The following is a 26,043-nucleotide window of genomic DNA, read 5'->3' on the forward strand; positions in this document are numbered from 1 at the left end:
CAAACACCCCTGTTAACGGGCCCGGAACCGCGCGCGCCTAGGCTGTCGCGGAATCCGGTCGCGGAAATCCTCCGTCATGCCTGCGCCCATCGAGACCCGCGCGCCGGGCCCACCGACCGCACGCGCCGCCGCGCTCTGGTCAGATCTCGCCGATCTCCTGAGCAGCGACGCCCGTCTGTCAGCGTTCGCCAGGCGGGCGGCCTGGGTGCTGGTCCCGTTCGGCCTCGCCATGGTCCTTCTGGTCTACGGCACCGGCCCGGAGCCGCAACGCAACTGGTACGGCGACCCGCTCGGCAACGATTTCGTCCAGGTCTGGGTGGCGGGCCGTTCGGCACTGGCAGGTCGTGGAGCTGAGCCCTACGACCTGCCGGTGCATCTGGCGAACCTGAAGGCGGCCTGCGGTCAGGAATGTCGGTTCGCCTGGCACTATCCGCCGGTGTTCCTCCTGCCGGCGGCCGCGATGGCGCTGCTGGACTTGCGGCCGGCCTACCTGCTCTGGACCGCGCTCTCCCTCGCCCTGTTCGCCCTCGCGATGCGGGTAGCGGCCGGCCGGCGGGACGCGGCCGTCGTCGCGCTCGCGCACCCGCTGGTGCTCGGCAACCTCGCCTACGGCCAGAACGGCCTGTTCACCGCGTCGCTGCTGACCCTCGGCGCGGTCCTCGCCGATCGCCGCCCGTGGCTGGCCGGGCTCTGCTTCGGCCTGCTGGCCTACAAGCCGCACTTCGCGGCGCTGGCCCCCCTGCTCCTGCTGGTGACGGGGCGGCGAGACTGCTTGGCCGCCTGCGTTTCGACGGTGCTGGCCCTCTGCCTCGCGTCCCTCGCGCTGTTCGGGACGGCGCCCTGGATCGGCTTCTTCGGAACGCTGGGGGATACGAACCGGATCATCCTGCAGAACGCGGCGGCGGGCCTCGACCTCAATGCCAGCGCGTTCGGAGCGGTGCGCCTGCTCGGCGGGTCGATGGCCGTCGCCTGGACGGCGCAGGGCATCGTCGCCGCGCTGGCGCTCGGCCTTGCCTGCCGCGCCTGGTGCCGGCCCACCGACCCGACGCTCCGGGCGGCCGCGCTCGTCGTCTCCGCACCGCTGCTGTCGCCCTACCTCCCGGTCTACGACCTGGCGCCCCTCGTGCCGGCCGCGCTCCTGCTGGCGCTCGCCGCGCACCAAGCCGGCGGCTTGCGGCCGCACGAGCGGGCCCTCCTGTGCGCTGTGCCGCTCTTCGCGGTCGTCCGAGAGGCGGCGGGGCTGACCGGATTCCCGCTCGGCCTCGTGCTGAGCCTCGCGACGTTCGCCTGCGTCGCCGGACGCGTCCGGCCGTGGAGCGCCGCCCCGGGCCGGCAGCCATCCGGGACCGGCGGCGTCGACGTCCGCACTCTCACCGCGCCAGCGGCCGCGGGATCCGGAACGGCAGCATGAGCCGCACCATCGGGTTTCGGAACCGGTCGAGCGACAGGCTCTCGTGCATGGCCCGCACCGGCTCGCCGCAGAGCGTCGAGGCGAGCAGCGAGCGGGCGTAGAACGGCGTGTCCTCGTAGGTCGCGAGCACCCGCGATCGGCCGCCGTCGCTGCGGGTCTCGCGCGGCATCCGCCAGAAGCGCGTCGCCGGAAGCGTCGCGCCGGGCGGAGGCCGGATCTCGCGGCGGCTGCCGTCGGCGGAGAACCTGAGCGACAGGTTCTGACCGCCGCCGTCGCGGTGATGCACGTCGTACAGGATCGCCGCGCCGTCCGGCAGATCGGCCCGGCACCATGTCCATCGCGCGAACGCGACCTCCAGGGGCTCGTCGCCGTCGTTGGTGTCGAAGTAGCCGCTGCCGCTCCAGCGGAGGTCTGGCTGGTCGAAGTCCACCTCGACCCGCGAGGACGGCGACATCGGCCACCAGCGGTGGCGGCCAGCCCGGTCGAGATGGAACGGGCCCCCCGTGAACCCGCGCGGCTCGAGGCGCACCGTGCCGCGGATCCTGCGGGGCAGGGGAGCTCCGCGCTCGTCGATCCGCACCGTCAGCGCGGTGCCGTCCCAGTGCATGGCACTGGGTCCGACGGCGATGTGGTCGGCGCTGCGCGACAGGCTGGCGGCGCGGCGCTCGGTCATGGCGAAGCGGCCGCGGTCGCCGTAGAGCACCACGTTCATGGCGCAGTGGGCGAAGGGGTCCTTCTCGGCGCTCCAGGCGTAGTAGGGCGAGAACACGCTGCCGATGAAGGCGATGATCGTGAGGCCCTGGCGGCCGTCGTCGCTCACCGCATCGACGTACCACCACGCGTAGCCGCCCCGCGCGACCGCGCCATCGAATCGCGGTCGTCCAGGATCGCTGCCGCTGCCAGCCGCCCCGACTGCGCCGCCATCGGCACGCCCGGACCCGGATGGATCGAGCCCCCCGCGAGGTACAGGCCCTGCAGCGCCGTCCGCGCGCCCGCGCGCTTGAAGGTCGTCGCCCAGCCCTGCGCCGCCCGTCCGTAGAGGGCCCCGCCCGTCCCGGGGAAGAGGGCGTCGAAGTCCCGCGGCGTCGTCGTGACCGCCGACGACGTGAAGTCCAGGGTGAGCCCGCAGGCCTCCAGCCGGCGGAACAGGTTCCTCTCGCATCTCTCGGTCTCCGGCGGCGTGAGCGGTCGCTCCCGGCCGTCCGCCGGAGCGTTGACGAGCAGGAGCAGACGTTCCGGCCCCTGGGGCGCGGCACCCGCCGCGTCCCGGTCCTGGGCACAGACGTAAACGGTGGGGTCGTCGGGCAGGCGACGGGCGCGCAGGAGCGTGTCGAACTCGGCCCGGTAGTCGCGCGAGAAGAAGACCGTGTGGTGCGCCAGCGGGAAACCCGCGGACTCCGCCTCCGCGCAGATCGTGACGGCGGAGAGCGAGCGCTCGCCGGGCGCGAGCCGCTCGCCGGCCGCGGCGGCCTCGGGCCCGAGCAGGCCCGCACCCAGGGCCGCGCAGTCCGCGTTGCAGACGACGTGGTCGGCGGCCACCGTCGCGCCGTCCGTCAGGCGCACGCCGGTGACCCGGCCGCCGTCCGTGAGGATCCGCGCGACCTCCGCGCCGTAGCGGAAGGTCGCGCCCCGCTGGGCGGCCAGATCGGCCACCGCCCGCGCGAGGCCGCTGAGCCCCCCCGCGACGGTCCAGACGCCGGCCTGCTCGACATGGGCGACGAGCATCAGCGTCGCCGGCGCGGTGAAGGGCGAGGCGCCGCAATAGGTGGCGTAGCGGCCGAACAGCTGGCGCAGCCGCGGGTCGCGGAAATACGCGCCCAGCGCCGACCAGAGGGTCGCGAAGGGCTGGATCCGCCAGAGATCGCCGAGGCCCGACAGCCCGACCCGCTGCGCGAGGCCGGCGGGCCCAGTCCGGCCCTCGCGGATGAACGGACCCTCGAGGGTGCGGTAGACCTCGGCCGACCGGGCACAGAAGCGCCGGTAGCCCTCCGCCTCGCGCGGTCCCGCGAGGGCCGCGATCGCGTCCGCCGACGCGTCGATATCGGCGAAGAGGTCCAAACGCTCGTCCCGGCTCCACGCGTGGCGGGCGAGGAGCCGCGCCGGTGCCAGGGCGACGCGGTCGCCGAGCTCGGCGCCGCACTCGGCGAACAGCTCGTCGAAGACCCAGCGCATCGTGAACACGGTCGGACCGGCCTCGACGGCGCGATCTCCGACCGGGACGGCGCGCATCTTCCCGCCGGGATGCGGCGCGCGCTCGAGAACCGTCGTGTCGACACCGGCATGGGCGAGCCGCAGGGCGGCGGCGAGGCCACCGATCCCAGCACCGATCACGATGACGCGCTCCTGCGCCACGGCCGCTCCGAACTCCCCCGACCACGGGATTGATCTCGCCTCGCCGAAGTGTCAATAAGAAATGACACCTGTTGCTGACAACCGCATACAACACGGGAGGCAACGCGATGGAGTCCGGTCAGCGGATCGAGATGGCGCTCGATCGCGCCGTTGCGCACGCGGAGGCGCCCGGCGCGCCGCCCCTCCTGGCGGAGGCTCTCCGCTACGCGGTGTTTCCCGGCGGCCACCGGATCCGACCGCGCCTGTGCCTCTCGGTGGCCCGCGCCTGCGGCGACGACGACCCGGCAGGATCCGTCGCGGCCGCCGCCGCCATCGAGTTCCTGCACTGCGCTTCCCTGGTCCACGACGACCTGCCGTGCTTCGACGACGCGCCGATGCGGCGGCAGAAGCCCTCCGTCCACGTCGCCTTCGGCGAGCCGATCGCCGTCCTGACCGGCGACGCCCTCATCGTCCTCGCCTTCGAGACCCTGGCGCGATCCGTCGGGCGGCATCCGGCGCGCCTCGGCCGCCTCGTCGGGCTTCTCGGCCGCGCCGCCGGGTCGCCGTCGGGCATCGCGGCCGGGCAGGCCTGGGAATCGGAGGCGCATATCAGCCTGAGCGACTACCAGCAGGCGAAGACCGGCGCGCTGTTCGCCGCCGCCACCGTGGCAGGCGCTGCCGCGGCGGGGGCTGAGCCGGAGCCCTGGCGTCGCCTCGGCGAGTGCCTGGGAGAGGCCTATCAGGTCGCCGACGACCTGCGCGACGTCGCCTGCCGGCAGGAGGAGATCGGCAAGCCCGCCGGGCGCGACGCGACGCTGGGCCGCCCCAACGCCGCAGCCCTCCTGGGCACCGGCGGGGCGATGGAGCGCCTGTCCCGGCTGACACGCGAGGCGGTCGCGGCGATCCCGGCCTGTCCGGGCGCGGCCGCGCTCACCGCCGAGATCGAGGCGCAGGCGCGGCTGTTCCTGCCCGCGAGCCTGCGGTCGGTGGTGGCCTGAGCGCCGGATCGCTCCCCGGAGCCGGCACGGTGCCGCCTGCCCCGTCCGCCTGGGCGGACAGGTGGCTCGCGTGGCGCAATCGCCTGGTCGCGAGCCCCCGCTTCCAGCGCTGGGCGGCGGGTTTTCCGCTGACGCGCCGCGTCGCACAGCGCAACACGCGCGCGCTGTTCGACCTCTGCGCCGGCTTCGTCTACGCGCAGGTTCTGACCGCCTGCATCCGCCTCGACCTGTTCGCGATCCTGGCCGAAGGCCCCCTGACCGTCGACGCGCTGGCGCGGCGGCTCGACCTTCCGCCGGACGCAGCGCGACGCCTGCTGCGCGCCGCCGAGTCCCTCGGGCTGCTGCGCGCCCTGTCGGGCGACCGTTTCGGGCTGGCCGACCTGGGAGCCGCGCTCGTCGGCAATCCCGGCATCGCCGCCATGATCGAGCATCACGCGCTGCTCTACGCCGACCTCGCGGATCCGGTCGCCCTGCTGCGCGGACAGGCGCAGCCGACCCGCCTCGCGGGCTACTGGCCCTATGCGGCGGGGGCGGCGGGCGACGCGCACGCGGTGGCCCCCTACAGCAGTCTGATGGGCGCCTCGCAGGCGCTGATCGCCGATGACGTGCTCGACGCCTGCGACCTGTCGCGCGTCCGGCACCTCATGGATGTCGGCGGGGGCGAGGGCGCCTTCCTGCGGGCGGTTGCGGCGCGGCACGCGACACCCCGCCTGACCCTGTTCGACCTGCCGGCCGTCGCCGACCGCGCCGCCGCGCGCCTCGGGCAATCCGACCTCCGCGAGAGGATTGCCTGCCGCGGCGGCGACTTCCACGACGGGCTGCCCGCGGGCGCCGACACGATCTCGCTGGTGCGGATCGTCCACGATCACGACGACGCGCCGGCCCAGGCGCTGCTGGGCGCGGCCTACGCGGCGCTGCCGCCGGGCGGCACGCTGCTCATCGCGGAGCCGATGGCCGGGACGCCGGGCGCGGAGCCGGTCGGCGACGCCTATTTCGGTTTCTATCTCCTGGCGATGGGCTCCGGCCGACCGCGCCGGGCCGAGGAACTGCGCGCGATGCTCGCGGCCGCAGGATTCACCGCCACACGCGAACATCCGACACGACGCCCTCTCCTCGCGCGGGTGCTGAGAGCCCGAAAAACGGGCGCCCAAAAGTAAGTGTGACTTGACGCTAGCTTGTGTCTATCTAGGATGACACAAAGCGGCTTCGTACCGGAGAGAGTCGCGACGCAAAGGGTGGACAGTTCCAGCCATGGACGCTCTGGCCGTCATTCTGGAAAACCCGGAGCACCTCTCGGTTCAGCGCCTGGTCCTGACGCCGCCCGGCGATGCGGACGCGGTCGTGGCAGTGGCGTGGAGCGGGATCAGCACCGGCACCGAGCGCCTGCTCTGGTCGGGGCGGATGCCGCCCTTTCCGGGCATGGGCTACCCGCTGGTGCCGGGATACGAATCGGTCGGCACCGTCGTGGAGGCGGACTCGGGCGCCTCGGTCCGTGTCGGCCAGACCGTCTACGTCCCGGGGGCCCGCTGCTTCGGCGCTGTCCGCGGCCTGTTCGGTGGCGCGGCGTCCCATCTGGTCGCGCCGGCCGCGCGCCTCGTGCCGGTGGACGGGGCCCTGGGTGAGCGGGCCTGCCTCCTGGCGCTGGCAGCGACCGCCCATCGCGCCCTCGGGCGCCTCGTTCCCGGCGCGACGCCGCTCATCGTCGGGCACGGGGTGCTCGGCCGGCTGCTCGCCCGGCTGACGCTGGCGGCGGGCGCCGCGCCCACCGTCTGGGAAACCGACCCCGTCCGCGCGTTGGGCGACCACGGCTACGCCGTCGTTGCGCCCGACGCGGATCCGCGCCGCGACTACGCGACGATCACGGATGTCAGCGGGAACGCCGCCGGCCTCGATGACCTGATCGCCCGCCTGGCACCGGGAGGCGAGATCGTCCTCGCCGGTTTCTACGAGGCGCCCCTCAGCTTCGCCTTCCCGCCCGCCTTCATGCGCGAGGCCCGGATCCGGATCTCCGCGGAGTTCCGGCCCGAGGACACGGCCGCGGTGACGCGGCTGATCGACGACGGTCGGCTCTCGCTCGACGGGCTGATCACCCACCGTGCCCCGGCGGCACAGGCCCAGGACGCCTACCGCACCGCGTTCGCGGATCCGGGCTGCCTGAAGATGATCCTCGACTGGAGGGACGCCGCGTGAACGTTCAGCTCAACAAGGCCGCCCTGTCCCAAGCGACCCAGCTCCGCGCCGAGGCCGCGATCGAGCCCGACGCGGTCGCCACCGCGCCGGCGAAGAAAGAGACGCAGATCATCGCGATCTACGGCAAGGGCGGCATCGGCAAGTCGTTCACGCTCGCCAATCTGAGCTACATGATGGCCCAGCAGGGCAAGAAGGTCCTGCTGATCGGCTGCGATCCGAAGAGCGACACCACGTCCCTCCTCTTCGGCGGCAAGGCCTGCCCGACCATCATCGAGACCTCGACCAGGAAGAAGCTCGCGGGCGAGTCGGTCGCGATCGGCGACGTCTGCTTCAAGCGCGACGGCGTCTACGCCATGGAGCTCGGCGGCCCCGAGGTCGGGCGCGGCTGCGGCGGGCGCGGCATCATCCACGGCTTCGAGCTGCTCGAGAAGCTCGGCTTCCACGAATGGGGCTTCGACTTCGTCCTGCTGGACTTCCTGGGCGACGTGGTCTGCGGCGGCTTCGGCCTGCCGATCGCGCGTGACATGTGCCAGAAGGTCATCGTCGTCGGCTCGAACGACCTGCAGTCGCTCTACGTCGCCAACAACGTCTGCTCGGCGGTGGAGTATTTCCGCAAGCTCGGCGGCAATGTCGGCGTCGGCGGCCTCGTGATCAACAAGGACGACGGCACCGGCGAGGCCCAGGCCTTCGCGGAGACCGCCGGCATCCCGGTCCTGGCCTCGATCCCGGCCGACGACGACATCCGCCGCAAGAGCGCGAATTACGAGATCATCGGCAAGCCGGAGGGGCGCTGGGGCACCCTGTTCGCGGAGCTCGCCGCGAACGTCGCCGAGGCCGCGCCGCATCGCCCGACGCCGCTCACGCAGGACGGGCTGCTCGGCCTGTTCTCCAGCGAGACCACCGGCCGCGACGTGGTCCTGGTCCCCGCGACCCACGAGGACATGTGCGGGGTCGCCCAGGTGTCCAAGCCGTCCCTCGAAGTCGTCTACGACGAGGTCTGACGCGCATGGCCGTCTCCCTCGACATCGCCGATCTCCGCGCCCGCCAGGCGCCGGCCAACGTCGACGTGGCCGCCGCGCAGAGCGACGGCCTGGGCTGCCACGCCGGCAAGGACGCGATGGTGGCGGCCGCCGAGGCCGCCGGCATGTCGGAGACCCTGGCGCAGCTCCGCAGCGACTATCCGCAGGGACCGCACGACCAGCCGCAGAGCATGTGCCCGGCCTTCGGCTCGCTGCGCGTCGGACTGCGCATGCGGCGCACGGCGACGATCCTGTCGGGCTCGGCCTGCTGCGTGTACGGCCTGACCTTCACGTCGCACTTCTACGGCGCGCGGCGCAGCGTCGGCTACGTGCCGTTCAACTCCGAGACGCTCGTCACCGGCAAGCTGTTCGAGGACATCCGCGAGGCGGTCCACGCCACCGCGAAGCCGGAGGAGTACGACGCCGTCGTCGTCATCAACCTCTGCGTCCCGACCGCGTCCGGCGTGCCGTTGCGCCTGCTGCCGAAGGAGATCGACGGCGTCCGGGTGATCGGCATCGACGTGCCGGGCTTCGGCGTGCCGACCCACGCCGAGGCCAAGGACGTCCTGGCCGGCGCGATGCTGAAGGTCGCGCGCTCGGAAGCCGAGCAGGGCCCCGTTGCGGCGCCGCGCGGTGGCCGTTCCGAGCGCCCCAGCGTGGCGCTCCTCGGCGAGGTCTTCCCGGCCGATCCGGTGGTGATCGGATCGCTCCTGGAGCCGCTGGGGCTGTCTGCCGGCCCGGTGGTGCCGACCCGCGAGTGGCGCGAACTCTACGCGGCCCTCGACTGCGCCGCGGTGGCGGCGATCCACCCGTTCTACACGGCCTCGATCCGCGAGTTCGAGGCGGCGGGCCGCCCGATCGTCGGCTCGGCCCCTGTCGGCGTTGACGGCACCGCCGACTGGCTGGACCGGATCGGCGAGGCCTGCGGGGTCGCGCGGGCAACCGTCGAGGCGGCCAAGAACACGATCCTGCCCGGCATCCGCGGGGCGCTCGGCGCGATGCCGATCAGGGGTCGGATCACGCTCTCGGGCTACGAGGGGTCGGAGCTGCTCGTGGCGCGCCTCCTCGTCGAGAGCGGCGCCGAGGTTCCCTACGTCGGCACGGCCTGCCCGCGCACGCCCTGGTCAGAGGCGGATCGCGACTGGCTGGAAGCCCGCGGCACGCAGGTGCATTACCGCGCCTCGCTGGAGGACGATCTCTACGCCTTCGAGTCGCTGAAGCCCGATCTCGCCATCGGCACGACGCCGGTGGTGCAGCGGGCCAAGGAGCGCGGCACCCCGGCGCTCTACTTCACCAACCTGATCTCGGCGCGCCCGCTGATGGGTGCGGCCGGCGCGGGCTCGCTCGCCACGGTGATCAACGCGGCGCTGGGCAACAGGGCGCGGTTCGACGCCATGCGCGACTTCTTCGAAGGCGTCGGCACCGGACACGCCGCCGGCGTCTGGCAAGAGGTGCCGCAGAAGCGCCAGGGACCGAAGATCGAGGGCCCCAAGACGCCGATCGGGGAGATGGCCTGATGCTGATCCTCGATCACGACCGGGCCGGCGGCTACTGGGGCGCGGTCTACGTCTTCACGGCGATCAAGGGCCTGCAGGTCGTCATCGACGGCCCCGTGGGCTGCGAGAACCTGCCGGTCACCTCGGTGCTGCACTACACCGACGCGCTGCCGCCGCACGAATTGCCGATCGTCGTCACCGGTCTCGCCGAGGAGGAGCTCGGCCGCCACGGCACCGAGGGCGCGATGAAGCGCGCCCACGCGACCCTCGATCCGGGCCAGCCCAGCGTGGTGGTCACCGGCTCCATCGCCGAGATGATCGGCGGCGGCGTGACACCGGAGGGCACGGGCCTCCAGCGCTTCCTGCCGCGCACCATCGACGAGGACCAGTGGCAGGCCGCCGACCGGGCGATGCGCTGGCTCTGGCAGGAATACGGCGCCAAGAGATTCGCCAAGAAGGGCATCCCGGCCCGGCCCGAGAAGAAGCCCGGCGAGAAGCCGCGGGTGAACCTGATCGGCCCGGCCTACGGCACGTTCAACATGCCCTCGGACCTCGCCGAGATTCGCCGACTGGTCGAGGGGATCGGCGCCGAGGTGAACCTGACTTTCCCCCTCGGCGCGCACCTCGCCGACGTGCCGAAGCTCGTCAACGCCGACGCCAACATCTGCCTGTACCGGGAGTTCGGCCGGCTGCTCTGCGAGGATCTTGGGCGGCCCTACCTGCAGGCGCCGATCGGCATCCTCTCGACGACCAAGTTCCTGCGCTCGCTCGGCGAGATCCTGGGCCTCGATCCCGAGCCGTTCATCGAGCGGGAGCGGCACACGACCATCAAGCCGGTCTGGGATCTCTGGCGCTCGGTGACCCAGGACTTCTTCGGCACCGCGAGCTTCGGCATCGTCGCCACCGAGACCTACGCGCGCGGCGTTCGCCACTTCCTCGAAGACGAGATGGGCCTGCCCTGCCACTTCGCCTTCGGGCGCTCGGCCGGGCTGAAGCCCGACAACGCCGCGGTCCGCGCCGCCGTCGCGGCCAGGCCGCCCCTGGTGCTGTTCGGTTCGTTCAACGAGCGGATGTACCTCGCCGAGACCGGGGCCCGGGCGGCCTACGTCCCGGCCTCCTTCCCCGGCGCGATCATCCGGCGGCACACCGGCACGCCGTTCATGGGCTACGCCGGGGCGACCTACCTGGTTCAGGAGGTCTGCAACGCCCTGTTCGACACCCTCTTCCACATCCTGCCGCTCGCCCGCGACATGGACAAGGTCGAGGCGACTCCGACCCGGCGCCACGCCGAGCTGCCGTGGGACGAGGCCGCCCGGCAGGCGCTCGACGCCCTGGTCGAGGCCCAGCCGGTGCTCGCCCGCATCTCCGCCGCCAAGCGCCTGCGCGACGCCGCCGAGCGGGCCGCCCGCGACACCGAGGCCGCCGCCGTGGCGCCCACCCACGTGGCGCGCGCCCGGGCCGCCCTCGTCGCGGGAGCCCCCGCATGAGCCGCCTTTCCGTTTCACCCAGAGGAGACCTGACGATGCGAACGATGGTCCCGACCGGCCGCCAGCACCAGGAGGCGGTCCAGTTCCGACTGATCCTGGCGGCGACCTACCCGTTCTTCCTCGCCGCCGCGGCGCTGAACCGGTTCCGGCCGAGCCGCGAGACGGCCCGCCCGGGCCTGACGCCGGCGCGCCGCTCGGTCTTCGGCGAGGCCCGCGCCATGGCGGTTCAGGCGATCCCCTTCGCCTTCATGGGCTGACACGCCCCTGAGCGAGACGCTTCCGTCCGGTCACGCGGGGGAAGTCGGGCCGTGATCGCCGAGAGGCATCGCGGCTGAACCCGTCGCGTCTCGCCAGAGGCGCGGCCAACACACGGAGGTCTGAACGATGGCGAGTGGACCCGTCACAACAGAGAGACCGAGCAGCCTGTCCGGGCTGACGGAACCGGAAGCCAAGGAGTTCCACGCGATCTTCCTGACGAGCTTCCTCATCTTCACGGCGATCGCCGTGGTCGCCCACATCCTCGTCTGGCTGTGGCGTCCGTGGCTCCCCGGACCGCAGGGCTACGCCTCTCTCGAGGGCGTCCGCGACGCGGCCCACGCCCTCGTCACGATGATCGGCTGAGGAGGATCGGATGCACAAGGTTTGGTTGCTCTTCGATCCGCGGCGCACGCTGGTGGCTCTGTTCACCTTCCTCTTCATCCTGGCGCTGCTGATCCATTTCATCCTGCTCTCGACCGACCGGTTCAACTGGCTGGACGGCCCGAGAAACAACAAGGCGGCCGAGAATACCATCACGCTCGCCCTGCCGCAGATGCCGGCCTGACCGCCGGTCCGGACCGCGGCGCGCGAGGGCCGCGGTCACCCTTCCTTCCTCTTCTCCGGCCTGACTGAGGAGCAGCCGCCATGGCGATGCTGAGCTTCGAGCGCAAATACAGGGTCCGCGGCGGCACCTTGCTCGGCGGCGACCTGTTCGACTTCTGGGTCGGGCCGTTCTTCGTCGGTTTCTTCGGCGTGGTCGGGATGTTCTTCACGGTACTGGGCACCGCGCTCGTCATCTACGGCGCGGCGATCGGACCGACCTGGAACGTCTGGCAGATCAACATCGCGCCGCCCGACATCAGCTACGGCCTGCGGCTGGCGCCGCTCAAGGAGGGCGGTCTCTGGCAGATCATCACCATGTGCGCGCTGGGCTCGTTCGTGTGCTGGGCGCTGCGCGAGGTCGAGATCTGTCGCAAGCTCGGCATCGGCTACCACGTGCCCGTGGCCTTCGGGATGGCGATCTTCGCCTACTTCACCCTCGTGGTGATCCGGCCGCTTCTGATGGGCGCCTGGGGCTACGGCTTCCCGTACGGCATCCTCAGTCACCTCGATTGGGTGTCCAACACCGGCTACCAGTATCTCCACTTCCACTACAACCCGGCCCACATGCTGGCCGTGACGTTCTTCTTCACGACGACTTTGGCCCTGGCGATGCACGGTGGCCTGATCCTGTCGGCGACCAATCCCAAGAAGGGCGAGACCGTCAAGACGCCCGAGCACGAGGACACGTTCTTCCGCGACACGATCGGCTACTCGATCGGCACGCTCGGCGTTCACCGCCTCGGCCTGTTCCTGGCCCTGTCGGCGGGATTCTGGAGCGCGGTCTGCATCGTCATCAGCGGGCCGTTCTGGACGCAGGGCTGGCCGCAATGGTGGGGCTGGTGGCTCAACCTGCCGGTGTGGCGATGATTGATCGCACGGGATCGGAACGAGGGGACTAACGCGGGTCGCCGCCGCTCGGCGCGCGGCACTCCGGGGGAGGGCAGGCCATGGCCTATTACCAGAACATCTTCACGCAGGTTCAGGTGCGCCCGCTGGTACCGGAGCACGGCGTCCCGGTGGCGGTCGACGACCGCGTCGGCAAGCCGTTCAACAGCTACCTGTTCGGGCTCATCGGCAACAGCCAGGTCGGACCGATCTACATCGGCTATATCGCGGCGCTGTCGATCACCTGCGGCCTGATCGCCTTCGAGATCATCGGGCTCAACATGTGGGCGTCGGTGAACTGGGATCCGGTCCAGTTCGTCCGGCAGCTGCCGTGGCTGGCCCTGGAGCCGCCCCTGCCGAAATACGGGCTGAAGGTGCTCCCGCCCCTCAACGAGGGCGGCTGGTGGCTCATCGCCGGCTTCTTTCTGACGGCCTCGATCCTGCTCTGGTGGGTTCACCTCTACCGGCGGGCGCGGGCACTCGGGCTGGGCACCCACGTGCCGTGGGCCTTCGCGTCGGCCATCTGGCTCTATCTCGTCCTCGGCTTCATCCGGCCGCTCCTGATGGGTTCGTGGTCGGAAGCCGTGCCCTTCGGCATCTTCCCGCACCTCGACTGGACCGCGGCCTTCTCGCTCCGCTACGGGAACCTGTTCTACAACCCGTTCCACATGCTCTCGATCACGTTCCTCTACGGATCGACGCTGCTGTTCGCCATGCACGGGGGCACGATCCTGGCCTGCTCGCGCTACGGCGCGGAGCGCGAGATCGACCAGATCGTCGACCGCGGCACGGCCACCGAGCGCGCCGCCCTGTTCTGGCGCTGGACCATGGGCTTCAACGCCACGATGGAGTCGATCCACCGCTGGGCGTGGTGGTTCGCCGTGCTGACGACGCTGACCGGCGGCATCGGCATCCTGCTCACCGGGACCGTGGTCGACAACTGGTACCTCTGGGCCGTCAAGCACGGCGTCGCGCCCTCCTACCCGCAGGTCTACGGCCCGATCGTGGATCCCGCCCATCTCGCACCCGGCATGAAGCCGTGAGGAGGCCGTCATGAAGACGATTCTGGCGGTCGCCGGCGGGGCGCTGGCCCTCTTCCTCACCATCGCGATGTTCGGCGGCGCCGGCTGGACCCATCCGCCGATGGCGAACAAGCAGACCGGCTTCCGCGGGACGGGGATGGACCTGATCCGCACCAGAGCCGGCAACGAGGCGCTGTCGGACGCCAACAGGGCGCCCGCGCCGGCCGATCCGGCCGAGGCGGGCGGCGACAAGGCCTCGGCCGTCTATCAGAACGTCCAAGTTCTGGGCGATCTCTCGGCCGAGCAGTTCAACCGTCTGATGGTGTCGATCACCGAGTGGGTCGCGCCGCAGCAGGGCTGCACCTACTGCCACAGCACCGAGAACATGGCGTCCGACGAACTTTACCAGAAGCGCGTCGCCCGCCGCATGATCCAGATGACGCAGTACATCAACGCCACGTGGAAGGAGAATCACGTCCATCAGGCGGGGGTGACCTGCTACACCTGCCACCGCGGCAATCCGGTGCCGGCCAATATCTGGTTCGACCACCCGGTTCAGGGGGCGGGGCGCTTCATCCCGCGCAACAACAGCCAGAACCTGGCCTCCGCGGAAGTCGGCAACACCTCGCTGCCGTACGACGTCTATCAGGCCTTCTACCAGCACAAGGAGACGTCGGAGGACGCGGTCCGGGTCAACGCGACCACGGCGCTGCCCGAGACGAAGGGCAAGCCGATCCAGGACGCGGAGAAGACCTTCGCGATCATGATCAGCATGTCGCAGTCGCTCGGGGTGAACTGCACCTTCTGCCACAACACCCGCTCGGTCGCGCAGTGGGACACCAGCACGCCCAACCGCGTCCATGCCTGGTACGGCATCCGCATGGTGCGTGACCTCAACCAGGACTACATGGAGCCGCTGACCACGACATTCCCGCGCAACCGGCTCGGGATCCTGGGCGACGCGCCGAAGATCAACTGCGCAACTTGCCACAACGGCGCCAACAAGCCGCTCAACGGCGCCAACGTGATCGAACCCTATCCGGAGCTGTCGCGCCCGACGATCGCCGTGAGCCTGCCCACCGGCGAGGCCAAGGACCCGATCCCCGGGACCGAGACCCCGACGCCGAAGCCCTGATCGGGCCCGGAGCGGCCGGACCGATCGGCCGCTCCGCTCAAGCTACAGGGAACCTCCGTGAGGTAGGGGCGTCGATACCGGCGGCCAAGCTCGGCCCTGCGGAGGCGCCCGTGACCATCACCATCTCGAACCTCCAGCCGCTGATCGCGATCCTGGCCGGGATCCTGATCCTCGTGATGCCGCGGCTGCTCAACTACATCGTCGCGATCTACCTGATCGTCGTCGGCGTGATCGGGCTCGGAATCCTGCATTGAGGGGTTGCGCCCACACCGCGACGTCGCGGGCCTGACAGACCGTCGAACCCGTCAGCCACGCACGCACAGGGCCATCGCGCGTTCATCTTGCGTTGCGTTGCGGGATGGTCCAACCCCGCCCATCAGCTCGGCCGGCGCCGGGCACCAGATACGGACGGGATCGACATGGCGACCGGCAGCGCGAAGTGGGTCTATGCCTTCGGCGACGGCAAGGCGGAGGGCAAGTCGCAGATGCGCGACTTGCTCGGCGGCAAGGGCGCCAATCTGGCCGAGATGTCCAACCTGGGCCTGCCCGTCCCGCCCGGCTTCACCATCACCACCGAGGTCTGCACCTACTTTTACGATCACGGCAAGGCCTACCCGCCGGAGCTGAAGGACCAGGTCTCGGCCGCGCTCGCGCAGGTCGGCGCGCTCACCGGCCGCAAGTTCGGCGACTCGACCAATCCGCTGCTCGTCTCGGTCCGCTCGGGCGCCCGGGCCTCGATGCCCGGCATGATGGACACGGTGCTCAATCTCGGCCTCAACGACGAGACCGTCCTGGCCCTCGCCAAGGAGGCCGACGACGAGCGCTTCGCCTACGATTCCTATCGCCGCTTCATCACCATGTACTCCAACGTCGTCCTCGGCGTGGAGCACCACGCCTTCGAGGAGGCGCTGGAGCAGTACAAGGAAGGCAAGGGCTTCGACCTCGACACCGAGCTCGGCGCCGGCGACTGGAAGACCCTCATCCAGACCTACAAGAAGATCGTGCGCGACGAGCACGGCTCCGACTTCCCGCAGGGGGCGGACGACCAGCTCTGGGGCGCGATCGGCGCCGTGTTCAATTCCTGGATGATTCCCCGCGCGAAGAAGTACCGGGAGCTGAACAACATCCCGGAGAGCTGGGGCACGGCCGTCAACGTGCAGGCCATGGTGTTCGGCAACATGGGCGACACCTCGGCCACCGGCGTCGCCTTCACCCGCAATCCCTCCACCGGCGAGAAGGCGCTGTACGGCGAGTTCCTGATCAACGCGCAGGGCGAGGACGTGGTGGCGGGCATCCGCACGCCGCAGAACATCACCGAGAAGGCGCGGGAAGAGGCCGGAAGCGACAAGCCTTCGATGGAGAAGGCCATGCCCGAGAGCTTCGCGGAGCTGACCCGGATCTACGGGATCCTGGAGTCGCATTACCGTGACATGCAGGACATGGAGTTCACCATCGAGAAGGGGAAGCTCTGGATGCTCCAGACCCGCAACGGCAAGCGCACGGCCAAGGCCGCCCTGCGCATCGCCGTCGATCTGGCGGGCGAGGGGCTGATCTCCCGCGAGGAGGCGATCGGCCGCGTCGAGCCCGGCGCCCTCGATCAGCTCCTGCACCCGACGATCGACCCGAAGGCCGAGCGCAAGGTCATCGCCTCCGGCCTGCCGGCCTCGCCCGGCGCGGCGACCGGCGAGATCGTGTTCAACTCCGAGGACGCGGAGGCGCACCGCAAGGCCGAGCGCAAGTGCATCCTGGTGCGGATCGAGACCTCGCCCGAGGACATCCACGGCATGCACGCCGCCGAGGGCATCCTCACCACCCGCGGCGGCATGACCAGCCACGCGGCCGTCGTCGCGCGCGGCATGGGCAAGCCCTGCGTCTCCGGCGTCGGCTCGATCCGGATCGACTACAAGGCGCAGACCCTCACGGTCGGAGGCACGACGCTGAAGGCCGGCGACAAGATCACCATCGACGGCTCCACCGGTCAGGTGATCCAGGGTGAGGTGAAGATGCTGGAGCCCGAGCTCTCCGGCGACTTCGCCACGCTGATGGAGTGGGCGGACGCGTTCCGGGCCATGAAGGTCCGGGCGAACGCCGACACCCCGACCGATGCGCGCACCGCCCGCAACTTCGGCGCCGAGGGCATCGGCCTCTGCCGCACGGAGCACATGTTCTTCGAGGGCGACCGCATCATCGCGGTGCGCGAGATGATCCTGGCGGACGACGCCGAGGGCCGCCGCGCGGCGCTGGCGAAGATCCTGCCCTACCAGCGCCAGGACTTCCTGGAGCTGTTCACGATCATGTCCGGCCTGCCGGTCACGATCCGCCTGCTCGACCCGCCGCTCCACGAGTTCCTGCCGCACACCGACGCCGAGGTCGCCGAAGTCGTGAAGGCGACGGGCGTCTCCGAGGAGAAGATCCGGCATCGGATGCGCGAGCTCTCCGAGCACAACCCGATGCTCGGCTTCCGCGGCTGCCGCCTGGCGATCGCCTTCCCGGAGATCGCCGAGATGCAGGCCCGGGCCATCTTCGAGGCCGCCGTCCAGGCTGCCGCGGACACCGGCCAGGCAGTGACGCCCGAAGTCATGGTGCCGCTGGTCTTCACCCGCGCCGAGTTCGACATCGTGAAGGCCCGCATCGACGCCATGGCGAGGGCCGTGTCCGAGGAGAAGGGCGCGACCCTCGACTACCAAGTCGGCACGATGATCGAGCTGCCGCGCGCCGCCCTCAAGGCCGGCGAGATCGCCGAGACCGCGGAGTTCTTCTCCTTCGGCACCAACGACCTGACGCAGACGGCGCTCGGCATCTCCCGCGACGACGCCGCCACCTTCCTGGGGCCCTACACCCAGAAGGGCATCCTGCCGGCCGACCCGTTCATCACGATCGATCAGGAGGGCGTGGGCGAGCTGGTGCGCATCGGCGTGGAGCGCGGCCGCAAGACGCGTCCCGACATCAAGCTGGGCATCTGCGGCGAGCACGGCGGCGATCCCGCCTCGGTGGGCTTCTGCCAGGAGGTCGGGCTCGATTACGTGTCCTGCTCGCCCTACCGGGTGCCGATCGCCCGGCTCGCGGCCGCCCAGGCAGCGCTGGGCAAGGTCGCCGGCAAGGAAGGCTGAGGCCGGTCCGGGGGGGCGCCGAGCGCGCCCCCCTTTCGGCTATCAACCGTCCGGACGAGGATCGGTGGAAAAACTCGCCTTTCGGTCGAACTCGCCTCCTCGTGAGGCGTTCTTCGGTTGAACGGGTACACCCGATGTGCGCCTTATCGGCCCGCGTCGGGTTCAGCATAGCCCGTCAGAGTCGGCCGCCATGTCTCACAGCCCATCGCCGCTGTGCCTCGCCGAGACCGGAGCGGTCGCGTCCGTCCCCAGCGTCGCCGTTCGCGCCTACCTCGCCCTTGTCGCCGGTCTCGGCGGTCTCGTCACGGCAGTGATGCTGATGATGTCCGTCGCGGCCAATAGCGGCAACGAGGCGGAGCGCATCTCGGCGACGCAGGAGGACAGCTACGCGACCACGCTCGTCGGCGCGCTGGCGGTCAACCTCTCCAAGCCCCTGCGCTGAGCTCGCCGGTCACTCCGTGCGACCCACGGGACACGGCCGATTCGCAGCTTCGACGGCGGGTGCTCTGAACGCGCCGCGCGGTTCACCGTGCCCCTGAGACAGGGCGCGCGGCAGAGCCGGTGAAACGGCTGGGCAGATCGTCGCCCGGGCTGCGGGGACTGAACCGCGTCGTGACCCGGTCGGGCGCCGCGCCGACCACCGCATCGGGCGCGGTGCCGCGCAGCCGCGTGGCGGCCACGTGCACGGGAACAGCCCGGCTCGCCGGGGCCACGCCCGGACCGGCCGAGACGGAATCGAACAGGGCCCGCAGCTGTGCCTTCGCGTCCGCGTCCGGCGCCACGAGAGCGCGCGCGCGCGCCGAGAGCGGTGCCGCCGGCTTGTCGAGGGCGCGGATCTCGCCCGCGGGCGCGAGGTTGGCCATCCCGCGCTCCAGCGCCGCGAACTGCACCGGACGCGGCGGCGGCAGCGGCATGGTCAGGCTCGCCGCGACGGCGGTCATATCGGTGGGGCGCCGCGGTGGGAGCGGTGCCGTGACGGCGGTCACCGTATCGTCGACGGCAACCGGCTGACTGGCGGTCAGGAGCGACTTGGCGTCGGCGGGCTTGGACTCGACACCCTTCGCCTGCGCGCGCTCCGCCAGCGAGCCGCGCAGGGCGTCGTCGGCCGCTGGCGCCGCGTAGGCGAGGGCCGCGCGCGCGCCCACCGGATCCTGCGGATCGGCGCTCGCCACGGCGACGACGGGCGCGCGCCGCGCTCGCTTCGCCGTCTCCACCGGGGCCGGCATCGGCGCGGGCTCCGGCGCGGACCGTCCGCCGCCGAACAGGCTGGCCAGGAAGCCGAACAGGCCGGGCCCGTCCTCCTCCTCGCCGCTGGCCATCTGCGTCGTGAGGCCCGCCACGGTGCCGCCACGGGCCAGGATCTCGGCCTTGGCCTCCTCGTAGCGGGGGAAGGGGCGGTTGTCGCTCGGGAGCAGCACGGTCTTGCCGTCCGGGAACAGCCGGGCGAGCTGATCGTGGGTCATGCGCGGCCACATGCGCACTGACCCCACGTCGAGGTGTACGAAGGGCGTTCCGGCATGGGGATACCAGCCGACGCCGCCGCGCTGCATCCGGAGACCGACCTCGCGGATCCGGTCGATCGACACGTCCGGCAGGAAGAAGTCCATCGCCTTGCCGAGCATGTGCTGGCTGTACTCGGCCACCATCTTGGACCGGCGGCGCAGCATCGCGTTGGTGCCCGGCGACCGGTAGGCCGACACGACGTGGATCGGCTGGGTCGCACCGACCTGGCGATAGACCTCCCAGACCGTATCGAACAGCCGCGGGTCCATCTTGGTCGGCTCGTTGACCCGCCAGTCGCGGAGGAGCCAGTTCAGTTGCTCGAGGGCCGCGCGGTCGTACCGGCCATCGCGCTTGAACGTGATGGTCGCGCTCTCTTGCGTGTGCGTGTGATAGATCGTCAGGGAGCGGGTGTCGCCGTTGGCGACCGCGTCCTCGGTCTCGGCCGTCCCGGCGATCAGTCCGAGCACCAGGCCGGATAGGGCGAGGGTGAGATGGCGAAGGGCGCGCGGGAGACTGGGCACGACGGTCCTGATCCTCTCCCGACAGCCTGACCCGACGCCTGTTGAACCGGGTTCGCGGCCGAAACGGCTAAGGCTCGACCGTGGCGAAAACGTGCCCGGCTGTGCGGCCTCGCACGCGAAAGTTGCTGGTGGAGCCGGTGGACTACCACCACCCGCGCGGCGCCGCCTGCTGCGGTGCGGGCGTCCAGAGACCCGGCTCGCCGTATTCCGGCGCGCTGTCGGCCCGGGCGGCGCGGCGCAGGGGGCGGCGCGGCGCGTCCGCCTCCTCGTAGCGTCCGGTCGGCCACGCGTCGGCATCCGCGACCGGGCGCTCGGGGGCGCGGCGATGGACCGTCCGGGTCGCGGGCGGCTTGGGAGCGCGCTCGGCCTTGCGCCGCGGCGGCTCGTCCGGCAGCCGGGCGATCGCCGGCCCGCCACCGCCCGGCAGCCCGAGGGCCGCGCGCATCGGCGCGTCGTAGCCGTAGAGGTCCGGCAGGGTGCGGTAGGTGCCACCGTCGTCCACGAAGGCGGTGAAGTAGGCGAGGTGGACCGGCAGCTTCTCCGGCAGCCGGATCGTGCGCTCACCCTTGCCGATCAGCTTCTTCAACCGGTCCTCGGACCAGTTCGGCAGCACCACGTCGGCGAGGCGGAACGGATCGTCGACGCGCACGCAGCCGTGGCTGAAATCGCGCTTCGAGGCGGAGAACAGCGAGCGGTTCGGCGTGTCGTGCAGGTAGACCGCGTGCTGGTTCGGGAACATGAACTTGATGAAGCCGAGGGCGTTGCGCTCCCCCGGGGGGCTGGCGCAGCGAGATGTGCCCGCCGCGACGGACGACCTCGTAGCCGCCCCAGGTCTTGCCGCCGTAGCCGGCGAGCTTCGGCGCCATCGTCTTCAGGATCGAGGGCGGAACGTACCAGGACGGGTTGACGACCGCGTACTCCATCATCCCGGAGAACAGCGGCGTGCGCGATTCCGGCTTGCCGACGATGACCCGCGCCTCGTCGCGCATGACGCCGCCCCGGTAAGCGCGCAGGCGATATTCCGGCACGTTGACCAGGATGTAATCCGCGCCGAGGTCGCCCGGCAGCCAGCGCCAACGCTCCATGTTGACGATGAGCTCGGCCTCTCCGCCCGTCGGGCGCGCCGTGCGGCCGGCATCGGCGAGGGCCAGGACCGTCTGGACGTTCAGGGTGCCGTTGCCCGGCAGCCCGCGGCCGCGCTGGAACTTCGCCACCGCGTCGGCCACGCCCGAATCGTACTCCTCCGGTTCGCCGGGACCCTTGTCCAGGGTCGCGGCCGGACGGTTCTCGAGGTTGAAATGCGCCCGCAGCAGCGGGACGCGGGCATCGCGCATGCCGACGCGGAGAACCGGCCCGGCCGGGAGGCGCAGCGGCTTGACGGCGGTCGGCGCCGGTCCGCGCAGGGCGGCGAGCCGCGCCTTCAGCGCCAGATAACCCGGGGTTGCGGGATTGTAGGCCTGCAGCGCCTCGCCGGCCTTCGCGCCGGCCTCGTCGAGCTTCGCCAGGACGTCGTTCCCGGCGGGAAGATCGAGGTGCGGGGTGATCAGCCGCGAGATGGAGGCCAGGTTGATCCGGCCGCCGCGGGCATCCCGGGCATAGAGCACCGCCGCCGCGGACAGGCGCAGGTCGGCGTCGGCGACCGCCTTCTCGTCGGGCTTATCGGCGAGGGTCGGGACCGTGTAGGCGCGAGGTTCGAGACCGTCCTCGGCGGCGGCCGCCAGCCGCGCCGAGACCGCCTTCGCGGCGTCGGTCCAGGCTCCGCCGGAGATCCAGAGCGGCTTGAAGCTGCGGGCCTCGTAGAAGCTCCGGATCGCGTCGCGCTCCTTGCCGGTGAGACGCAGCAGAAGGGGGGCGGGATCCGCGAATCGTGCGAAGACCGCCGCGCCGAGCGGGTCCGTCGGGGCGACCGGAACCGCGGCGGCGGGGGCCGGGGCCGGCTCGGCCGCCGGCGCCTCCGGCTTGTAGTCGGGCAGGGCCGTCGTGGCGGGCGCCCCCGGATCCGCCTGCGCGGGCGCGGCCGGCGCAGGCGAGGCAACGGCCGGGGCTGCGGGGACATCGGCGGTCGGCTGGTCCAGTGCGGCCGTCGCGGCACGGGGGGAGCCGGCCGGGGCCAGCGTGCCGCCGAGGAGGGCGGCCAGCGCGATGAGGCTGAAGCGCGGGACGCGCATCGTGATCTCCCGGGGTGCGGCGGCAGGACCGCACGCTCAGATTGTGATTATCCGCGCAAGCGTGGCTTTCAGCAACCGCAGTTATCGCGAATAGAAGGCTGGTCCTGCAGATGAATGTGTCATTTCTGATACCGCTCAGCTTACGATCCGCTCAATGATCTGCCGGCCAGGTGCAGCAGGGCCGAGAATTTCACTGACCGTTGCCGAAACGAATGCGCGCGGTGCGCTAGCGCACGCCGCGCACGATCAGGCCGCATCCTCGGTTTTAGCGTCGTCCTCCAGGCCCAGATCCTTGAGCTTGCGGTAGAGCGTGGACCGGCCGATGCCGAGGCGGCGCGAGACCTCCGACATCCGCTGCCGGTAGAACTGGAGCGCGAAGCGGATGATCTCCGCTTCGAGGACGTCCATCGGCTTCATCTCGCCGGTCTCCTCGGCGACGAGCGACATGGCGTGCGGATCGCGGACCTCGACGCGGACGATCTCGCGCACCGGCTCGGGGGCGTAGGCCGGCATCTGCGGCTGGACCGGCGCCGCCGGGATCCGGACGTCGAAGCCTTCGACCTGCGCGGCGATCTGCGGGAATTCGGAGACAGTCAGTTCGTCGCCGTCTGCCAGCACCACGGCGCGGAACAGGGCATTCTCCAGCTGCCGGACGTTGCCCGGCCAGGGATAGCGCGTGAGCAGGGCCATCGCCTCCGGGCTGATCGCCCGCACGCGCTTGCCTTCCTCGGCCGAGAACCGCGCGCAGAACGAGCGGACGAGATCCGGGATGTCCTCGCGGCGCGCCCGCAAGGGGGGCAGCGTCATCGGGAAGACGTTCAGGCGGTAATAGAGGTCCTCGCGGAACTTGCCCTGCTTCACGAGGTCGAGCAGCGACCGGTTCGTCGCCGAGACGAGCCGGATGTCCACCCGCACCGAGCGCTTGCCGCCGACGGGATCGACCTCGCCCTCCTGGAGGGCGCGCAGCAGCTTGACCTGCGCGTCGAGGGGCAACTCGCCGATCTCGTCGAGGAACAGCGTCCCGCCCGAGGCCTCGACGAACTTGCCGGCGTGCTTCTCGGTGGCGCCGGTGAACGCCCCCTTCTCGTGGCCGAACAGGGTGGATTCCACCAGGTTCTCCGGGATCGCCCCGCAATTGACCGTCACGAACGGCTTGCCGCGCCGGTCGCCCGAGCCCTGGATCGCCCGGGCCAGGACCTCCTTGCCGACGCCGGACTCGCCCTCGATCAGCACCGGGATGTTCGACTTGGCGGCCCGCTCGGCGAGGCGGATCACCCGCTCCATGTCGGGGCTCTTCGAGGTGAGATCCTTGAAGGTGAGCGCCCCGGAGGCGCGGCGGCGCATGCGGCGCACCTCCTCCTCGAGCGTGTCGACCCGCAGGGCGTTCTTGATCGAGACCTGGAGCCGCTCCGCGCCCGCGGGCTTGACCACGAAATCCACCGCGCCGGCCCGCATCGCGCTGACCACCGTGTCGATGGACCCGTTGGAGGTCTGGACGATGACCGGCGTGGCGAGGCCGCTCTTGCGCATCTCGGCCAGGACACCCAGCCCGTCGAGCCCCGGCATGACGAGGTCGAGGAGCACGACATCCGCCCCCTCGGATCTCAGAAGGCTCAGCGCGTCCGCGCCGGTCTCGGCGATCCGCGCCTCGAAGCCGAAACGGCGCACGGCCGCCTCGGCCAGGCGCCGCTGGACCGGATCGTCATCCACGATGAGCACGGTGGCGGACATAGCGGCTCCCTGAACGGCGCACGAAGGCCGGACACGCGACGCGGGTTCGACCCGCTCGCGGCCTCCGATTCGGCGACTGTTTCGTTTCGAGCCGCAGGGTGACCGACACTCGTAAAGTGCCGCTTAACGACGTTCGCGGCGCGTCGTCACCGATCGCGCGCCGGTCCGACGGACCGCCCGCGTTGAACGCGTGGCGGCACGCTCGATATCAGGGTACGGGGCCGGAGCCCTTGGAGAGGATTGCACACCATGATGCCGAGCCACACCGCCTCGCCGGTGACTGTCCGCCTGCCGGAGGGCGTGAGTGCCGCGCGCGCCGCCGCGAAGGCCGCCGACCTCGGCCATCTTCCGGAATGGGACCTCACGGATCTCTATTCCGGCCTCGATGATCCGAACTTCTCCGGCGACATGACTCGCGCCGAGGAGGAGTGCCGCCGCTTCTCCGAGACCTATGCCGGCCGGATCGCCGAGCTCGCCGCCGGGCCGGACGCGTCCGCGCGTCTGGCCGAGGCGGTGCGGACCTACGAGGGGATCGAGGACCTGCTCGGCAAGCTCATGTCGTTCGCGGGGCTCGTGTATTCCGGCGACACCACCGACGAGGCGCGGGCCAAGTTCTACGGCGACACCCGCGAGCGGCTGACCGGCGCCTCGGCGGATCTCCTCTTCTTCGCCCTGGAGCTGAACCGCGTCGACGACGCCGCGATCAACGCCGCGATGGCCGGAGGGCCGCTCGCGCACTACGCCCCGTGGATCGAGGACCTGCGGCGCGAGAAGCCGCACCAGCTCGATGACCGCACCGAGAAGCTGTTTCTCGAGAAGTCGGTCACGTCGAACGCCGCCTGGGACCGGCTGTTCAACGAGACGATCGCCTCGCTGCGCTTCACCGTGCAGGGCGAGGAGATGCCGCTGGAGCCGACGCTCAACAAGCTTCAGGATCCGGACGGCGCGGTCCGCAAGGAGGCGGCCGGCGCGATCAGCGCGGTGCTGCGCGGCCAGCTGCGGGTCTTCACGCTCATCACCAACACGCTGGCGAAGGACAAGGAGATCAGCGACCGCTGGCGCGGGTTCAAGGATGTCGCGGACGCGCGCCACCTGTCGAACCGGGTCGAGCCCGAGGTGGTGGAAGCCCTCGTCGACGCGGTGCGGGCAGCCTATCCCCGCCTGTCCCACCGCTACTACACGCTCAAAGCGAAGTGGTTCGGGCAGGAGGCGCTGCCCTACTGGGACCGCAATGCGCCGCTGCCGCGCGTCGAGCAGCGCACGATCCCGTGGACGGAGGCCCGCGACACGGTGCTGTCCGCCTACGACGCGTTCTCGCCGAAGATGGCAGGGATCGCGCGGCGCTTCTTCGACGAGCGCTGGATCGACGCGCCGACCCGTCCGGGCAAGGCGCCGGGCGCCTTCGCGCATCCGACCGTGCCCTCCGTCCACCCCTACGTGCTGGTCAACTACCAGGGCAAGCCGCGGGACGTGATGACGCTGGCGCACGAGCTCGGCCACGGCGTCCACCAGGTGCTCGCCGGGCCGAACGGCGCCCTGATGGCGCCGACACCCCTGACCCTCGCCGAGACGGCGAGCGTGTTCGGCGAGATGCTGACCTTCCGTCGGCTCCTCGCCGCGACCACCGACACGACCCAGCGCCGGGCCATGCTCGCCGCCAAGGTCGAGGACATGATCAACACGGTGGTGCGCCAGATCGCGTTCTACTCGTTCGAGCGGAAGGTCCATCTCGCCCGCGCCAAGGGCGAGCTGACCACCGACCAGATCAACGCGCTGTGGCTGTCCGTCCAGGCGGAATCGCTCGGTCCGGCGATCACGCTGGATTCAGGCTACGAGCCGTTCTGGGCCTACATCCCGCATTTCATCCACTCCCCGTTCTACGTCTACGCCTACGCGTTCGGCGACTGCCTGGTGAACTCGCTCTACGGCGTCTACGCCCGGGCGGAGGAGGGCTTCGTGGACCGCTACTTCGCGCTGCTCTCGGCCGGCGGCTCGAAGCCCTACGGCGAGCTGCTCGCGCCCTTCGGCCTCGACGCCAAGGATCCGGGCTTCTGGCAGATCGGTCTCGGGATGATCGAGAGCATGATCGTCGAGCTGGAGAGCATGGAAGGTCGGGCCTGAGCGGGGCGCCGCGGGCTCGGCCGATGCCCGCGGCGCAGGGACCCACGCCCCTGG

Annotated in this window: 21 protein-coding genes and 1 pseudogene; 17 read left to right on the forward strand and 5 right to left on the reverse strand. The window is 71.0% G+C overall.

Annotated features, from left to right (window positions below; genetic code table 11):
* The first annotated feature begins 76 nt into the window (after positions 1–76).
* Positions 77–1,411, forward strand: a complete 1,335-nt coding sequence (locus tag ME121_RS11395) for a glycosyltransferase family 87 protein (protein WP_059408868.1) — start codon at positions 77–79, stop codon at positions 1,409–1,411.
* Here ME121_RS11395 and ME121_RS11400 read toward each other — a convergent pair.
* Positions 1,371–2,231 (reverse strand): carotenoid 1,2-hydratase, encoded by an 861-nt coding sequence (locus ME121_RS11400; RefSeq protein ID WP_012319776.1) that lies wholly within the window; start codon positions 2,229–2,231, stop codon positions 1,371–1,373. The genes ME121_RS11395 and ME121_RS11400 overlap by 41 nt on opposite strands.
* Complete coding sequence (gene crtD / locus ME121_RS11405) at positions 2,228–3,763, reverse strand: 1-hydroxycarotenoid 3,4-desaturase CrtD (RefSeq protein ID WP_059408869.1); 1,536 nt, start codon at positions 3,761–3,763, stop codon at positions 2,228–2,230. The genes ME121_RS11400 and crtD overlap by 4 nt, the downstream gene beginning before the upstream one ends.
* A 107-nt stretch (positions 3,764–3,870) precedes the next feature.
* Between crtD and ME121_RS11410 the strand changes: the two genes are divergently transcribed.
* From ME121_RS11410 to ME121_RS11475, 15 genes are all read left to right on the forward strand, one after another.
* Positions 3,871–4,740, forward strand: coding sequence for a polyprenyl synthetase family protein (locus ME121_RS11410; RefSeq protein WP_059408870.1), 870 nt, complete (start codon positions 3,871–3,873; stop codon positions 4,738–4,740).
* Between the two features lie 29 nt (positions 4,741–4,769).
* Positions 4,770–5,897 (forward strand): methyltransferase, encoded by a 1,128-nt coding sequence (locus ME121_RS11415; RefSeq protein ID WP_089231599.1) that lies wholly within the window; start codon positions 4,770–4,772, stop codon positions 5,895–5,897.
* A 94-nt stretch (positions 5,898–5,991) separates the two neighbouring features.
* Entirely contained in the window at positions 5,992–6,930 is a 939-nt protein-coding gene (gene bchC / locus ME121_RS11420; RefSeq protein ID WP_059408871.1) for a chlorophyll synthesis pathway protein BchC, read from the forward strand.
* On the forward strand, positions 6,927–7,931 hold the full coding sequence (locus ME121_RS11425; RefSeq protein WP_029357442.1) for a chlorophyllide a reductase iron protein subunit X: 1,005 nt from the start codon (positions 6,927–6,929) through the stop codon (positions 7,929–7,931). The genes bchC and ME121_RS11425 overlap by 4 nt, the downstream gene beginning before the upstream one ends.
* A 5-nt stretch (positions 7,932–7,936) precedes the next feature.
* The gene (gene bchY / locus ME121_RS11430; RefSeq protein ID WP_059408872.1) at positions 7,937–9,466 is read left to right on the forward strand and encodes a chlorophyllide a reductase subunit Y; all 1,530 of its coding nucleotides are present in this window, start codon (positions 7,937–7,939) and stop codon (positions 9,464–9,466) included.
* Positions 9,466–10,932 carry a chlorophyllide a reductase subunit Z gene (gene bchZ, locus ME121_RS11435; RefSeq protein ID WP_024829699.1) on the forward strand — a complete coding sequence of 489 codons (1,467 nt, stop codon included), beginning with the start codon at positions 9,466–9,468 and terminating at the stop codon, positions 10,930–10,932. Before bchY ends, bchZ begins: the two co-directional genes overlap by 1 nt.
* A 35-nt stretch (positions 10,933–10,967) precedes the next feature.
* Positions 10,968–11,189 carry a hypothetical protein gene (locus ME121_RS11440; RefSeq protein ID WP_012319768.1) on the forward strand — a complete coding sequence of 74 codons (222 nt, stop codon included), beginning with the start codon at positions 10,968–10,970 and terminating at the stop codon, positions 11,187–11,189.
* Positions 11,190–11,316: 127 nt separating this feature from the next.
* The gene (pufB, locus tag ME121_RS11445) at positions 11,317–11,553 is read left to right on the forward strand and encodes a light-harvesting antenna LH1, beta subunit (protein WP_012319767.1); all 237 of its coding nucleotides are present in this window, start codon (positions 11,317–11,319) and stop codon (positions 11,551–11,553) included.
* A 10-nt stretch (positions 11,554–11,563) separates the two neighbouring features.
* Positions 11,564–11,755, forward strand: a complete 192-nt coding sequence (gene pufA / locus ME121_RS11450) for a light-harvesting antenna LH1, alpha subunit (protein ID WP_012319766.1) — start codon at positions 11,564–11,566, stop codon at positions 11,753–11,755.
* Positions 11,756–11,835: 80 nt separating this feature from the next.
* Positions 11,836–12,660, forward strand: coding sequence for a photosynthetic reaction center subunit L (pufL, locus tag ME121_RS11455; protein WP_012319765.1), 825 nt, complete (start codon positions 11,836–11,838; stop codon positions 12,658–12,660).
* A gap of 80 nt (positions 12,661–12,740) precedes the next feature.
* A complete protein-coding gene (gene pufM / locus ME121_RS11460) occupies positions 12,741–13,721 on the forward strand; it encodes a photosynthetic reaction center subunit M (protein WP_012319764.1) in 981 nt (326 codons plus the stop codon).
* A 10-nt stretch (positions 13,722–13,731) separates the two neighbouring features.
* Positions 13,732–14,835, forward strand: coding sequence for a photosynthetic reaction center cytochrome PufC (pufC, locus tag ME121_RS11465; RefSeq protein ID WP_012319763.1), 1,104 nt, complete (start codon positions 13,732–13,734; stop codon positions 14,833–14,835).
* A 110-nt stretch (positions 14,836–14,945) separates the two neighbouring features.
* A complete protein-coding gene (locus ME121_RS33565; protein ID WP_012319762.1) occupies positions 14,946–15,089 on the forward strand; it encodes a DUF3096 domain-containing protein in 144 nt (47 codons plus the stop codon).
* A gap of 165 nt (positions 15,090–15,254) precedes the next feature.
* Positions 15,255–17,945, forward strand: a complete 2,691-nt coding sequence (ppdK, locus tag ME121_RS11470; protein WP_024829700.1) for a pyruvate, phosphate dikinase — start codon at positions 15,255–15,257, stop codon at positions 17,943–17,945.
* Positions 17,946–18,135: 190 nt separating this feature from the next.
* Positions 18,136–18,387: a hypothetical protein gene (locus ME121_RS11475; protein ID WP_012319760.1), complete on the forward strand. Its 252-nt coding sequence runs from the start codon at positions 18,136–18,138 to the stop codon at positions 18,385–18,387.
* Positions 18,388–18,469: 82 nt separating this feature from the next.
* Here the strand turns inward: ME121_RS11475 and ME121_RS11480 are convergent, their stop codons facing one another.
* From ME121_RS11480 to ME121_RS11490, 3 genes and pseudogenes are all read right to left on the reverse strand, one after another.
* The gene (locus ME121_RS11480) at positions 18,470–19,969 is read right to left on the reverse strand and encodes a peptidoglycan L,D-endopeptidase MepK (protein ID WP_059408873.1); all 1,500 of its coding nucleotides are present in this window, start codon (positions 19,967–19,969) and stop codon (positions 18,470–18,472) included.
* Between the two features lie 142 nt (positions 19,970–20,111).
* Positions 20,112–22,137, reverse strand: a pseudogene (locus ME121_RS11485) (L,D-transpeptidase family protein).
* A 246-nt stretch (positions 22,138–22,383) separates the two neighbouring features.
* Positions 22,384–23,868 carry a sigma-54-dependent transcriptional regulator gene (locus tag ME121_RS11490; protein WP_012319757.1) on the reverse strand — a complete coding sequence of 495 codons (1,485 nt, stop codon included), beginning with the start codon at positions 23,866–23,868 and terminating at the stop codon, positions 22,384–22,386.
* Positions 23,869–24,117: 249 nt separating this feature from the next.
* Between ME121_RS11490 and ME121_RS11495 the strand changes: the two genes are divergently transcribed.
* Entirely contained in the window at positions 24,118–25,989 is a 1,872-nt protein-coding gene (locus tag ME121_RS11495) for a M3 family oligoendopeptidase (protein WP_059408874.1), read from the forward strand.
* Positions 25,990–26,043: the final 54 nt, after the last annotated feature.

The organism is Methylobacterium sp. ME121, from assembly GCF_000974725.1.
GTDB lineage: Bacteria > Pseudomonadota > Alphaproteobacteria > Rhizobiales > Beijerinckiaceae > Methylobacterium > Methylobacterium radiotolerans.

Bases quoted from the DNA above. Each gene is read 5' to 3' on its own strand.
- pufC (WP_012319763.1), top strand. From the start codon at position 13,732: ATGAAGACGATTCTGGCGGTCGCCGGCGGGGCGCTGGCCCTCTTCCTC.
- ME121_RS11475 (WP_012319760.1), top strand. From the start codon at position 18,136: ATGTCTCACAGCCCATCGCCGCTGTGCCTCGCCGAGACCGGAGCGGTC.
- pufL (WP_012319765.1), top strand. From the start codon at position 11,836: ATGGCGATGCTGAGCTTCGAGCGCAAATACAGGGTCCGCGGCGGCACC.
- bchY (WP_059408872.1), top strand. From the start codon at position 7,937: ATGGCCGTCTCCCTCGACATCGCCGATCTCCGCGCCCGCCAGGCGCCG.
- ME121_RS11495 (WP_059408874.1), top strand. From the start codon at position 24,118: ATGATGCCGAGCCACACCGCCTCGCCGGTGACTGTCCGCCTGCCGGAG.
- pufB (WP_012319767.1), top strand. From the start codon at position 11,317: ATGGCGAGTGGACCCGTCACAACAGAGAGACCGAGCAGCCTGTCCGGG.
- ME121_RS11440 (WP_012319768.1), top strand. From the start codon at position 10,968: ATGCGAACGATGGTCCCGACCGGCCGCCAGCACCAGGAGGCGGTCCAG.
- pufM (WP_012319764.1), top strand. From the start codon at position 12,741: ATGGCCTATTACCAGAACATCTTCACGCAGGTTCAGGTGCGCCCGCTG.
- ME121_RS11410 (WP_059408870.1), top strand. From the start codon at position 3,871: ATGGAGTCCGGTCAGCGGATCGAGATGGCGCTCGATCGCGCCGTTGCG.
- ppdK (WP_024829700.1), top strand. From the start codon at position 15,255: ATGGCGACCGGCAGCGCGAAGTGGGTCTATGCCTTCGGCGACGGCAAG.
- pufA (WP_012319766.1), top strand. From the start codon at position 11,564: ATGCACAAGGTTTGGTTGCTCTTCGATCCGCGGCGCACGCTGGTGGCT.
- bchZ (WP_024829699.1), top strand. From the start codon at position 9,466: ATGCTGATCCTCGATCACGACCGGGCCGGCGGCTACTGGGGCGCGGTC.
- ME121_RS11490 (WP_012319757.1), bottom strand. From the start codon at position 23,868: ATGTCCGCCACCGTGCTCATCGTGGATGACGATCCGGTCCAGCGGCGC.
- bchC (WP_059408871.1), top strand. From the start codon at position 5,992: ATGGACGCTCTGGCCGTCATTCTGGAAAACCCGGAGCACCTCTCGGTT.
- ME121_RS11395 (WP_059408868.1), top strand. From the start codon at position 77: ATGCCTGCGCCCATCGAGACCCGCGCGCCGGGCCCACCGACCGCACGC.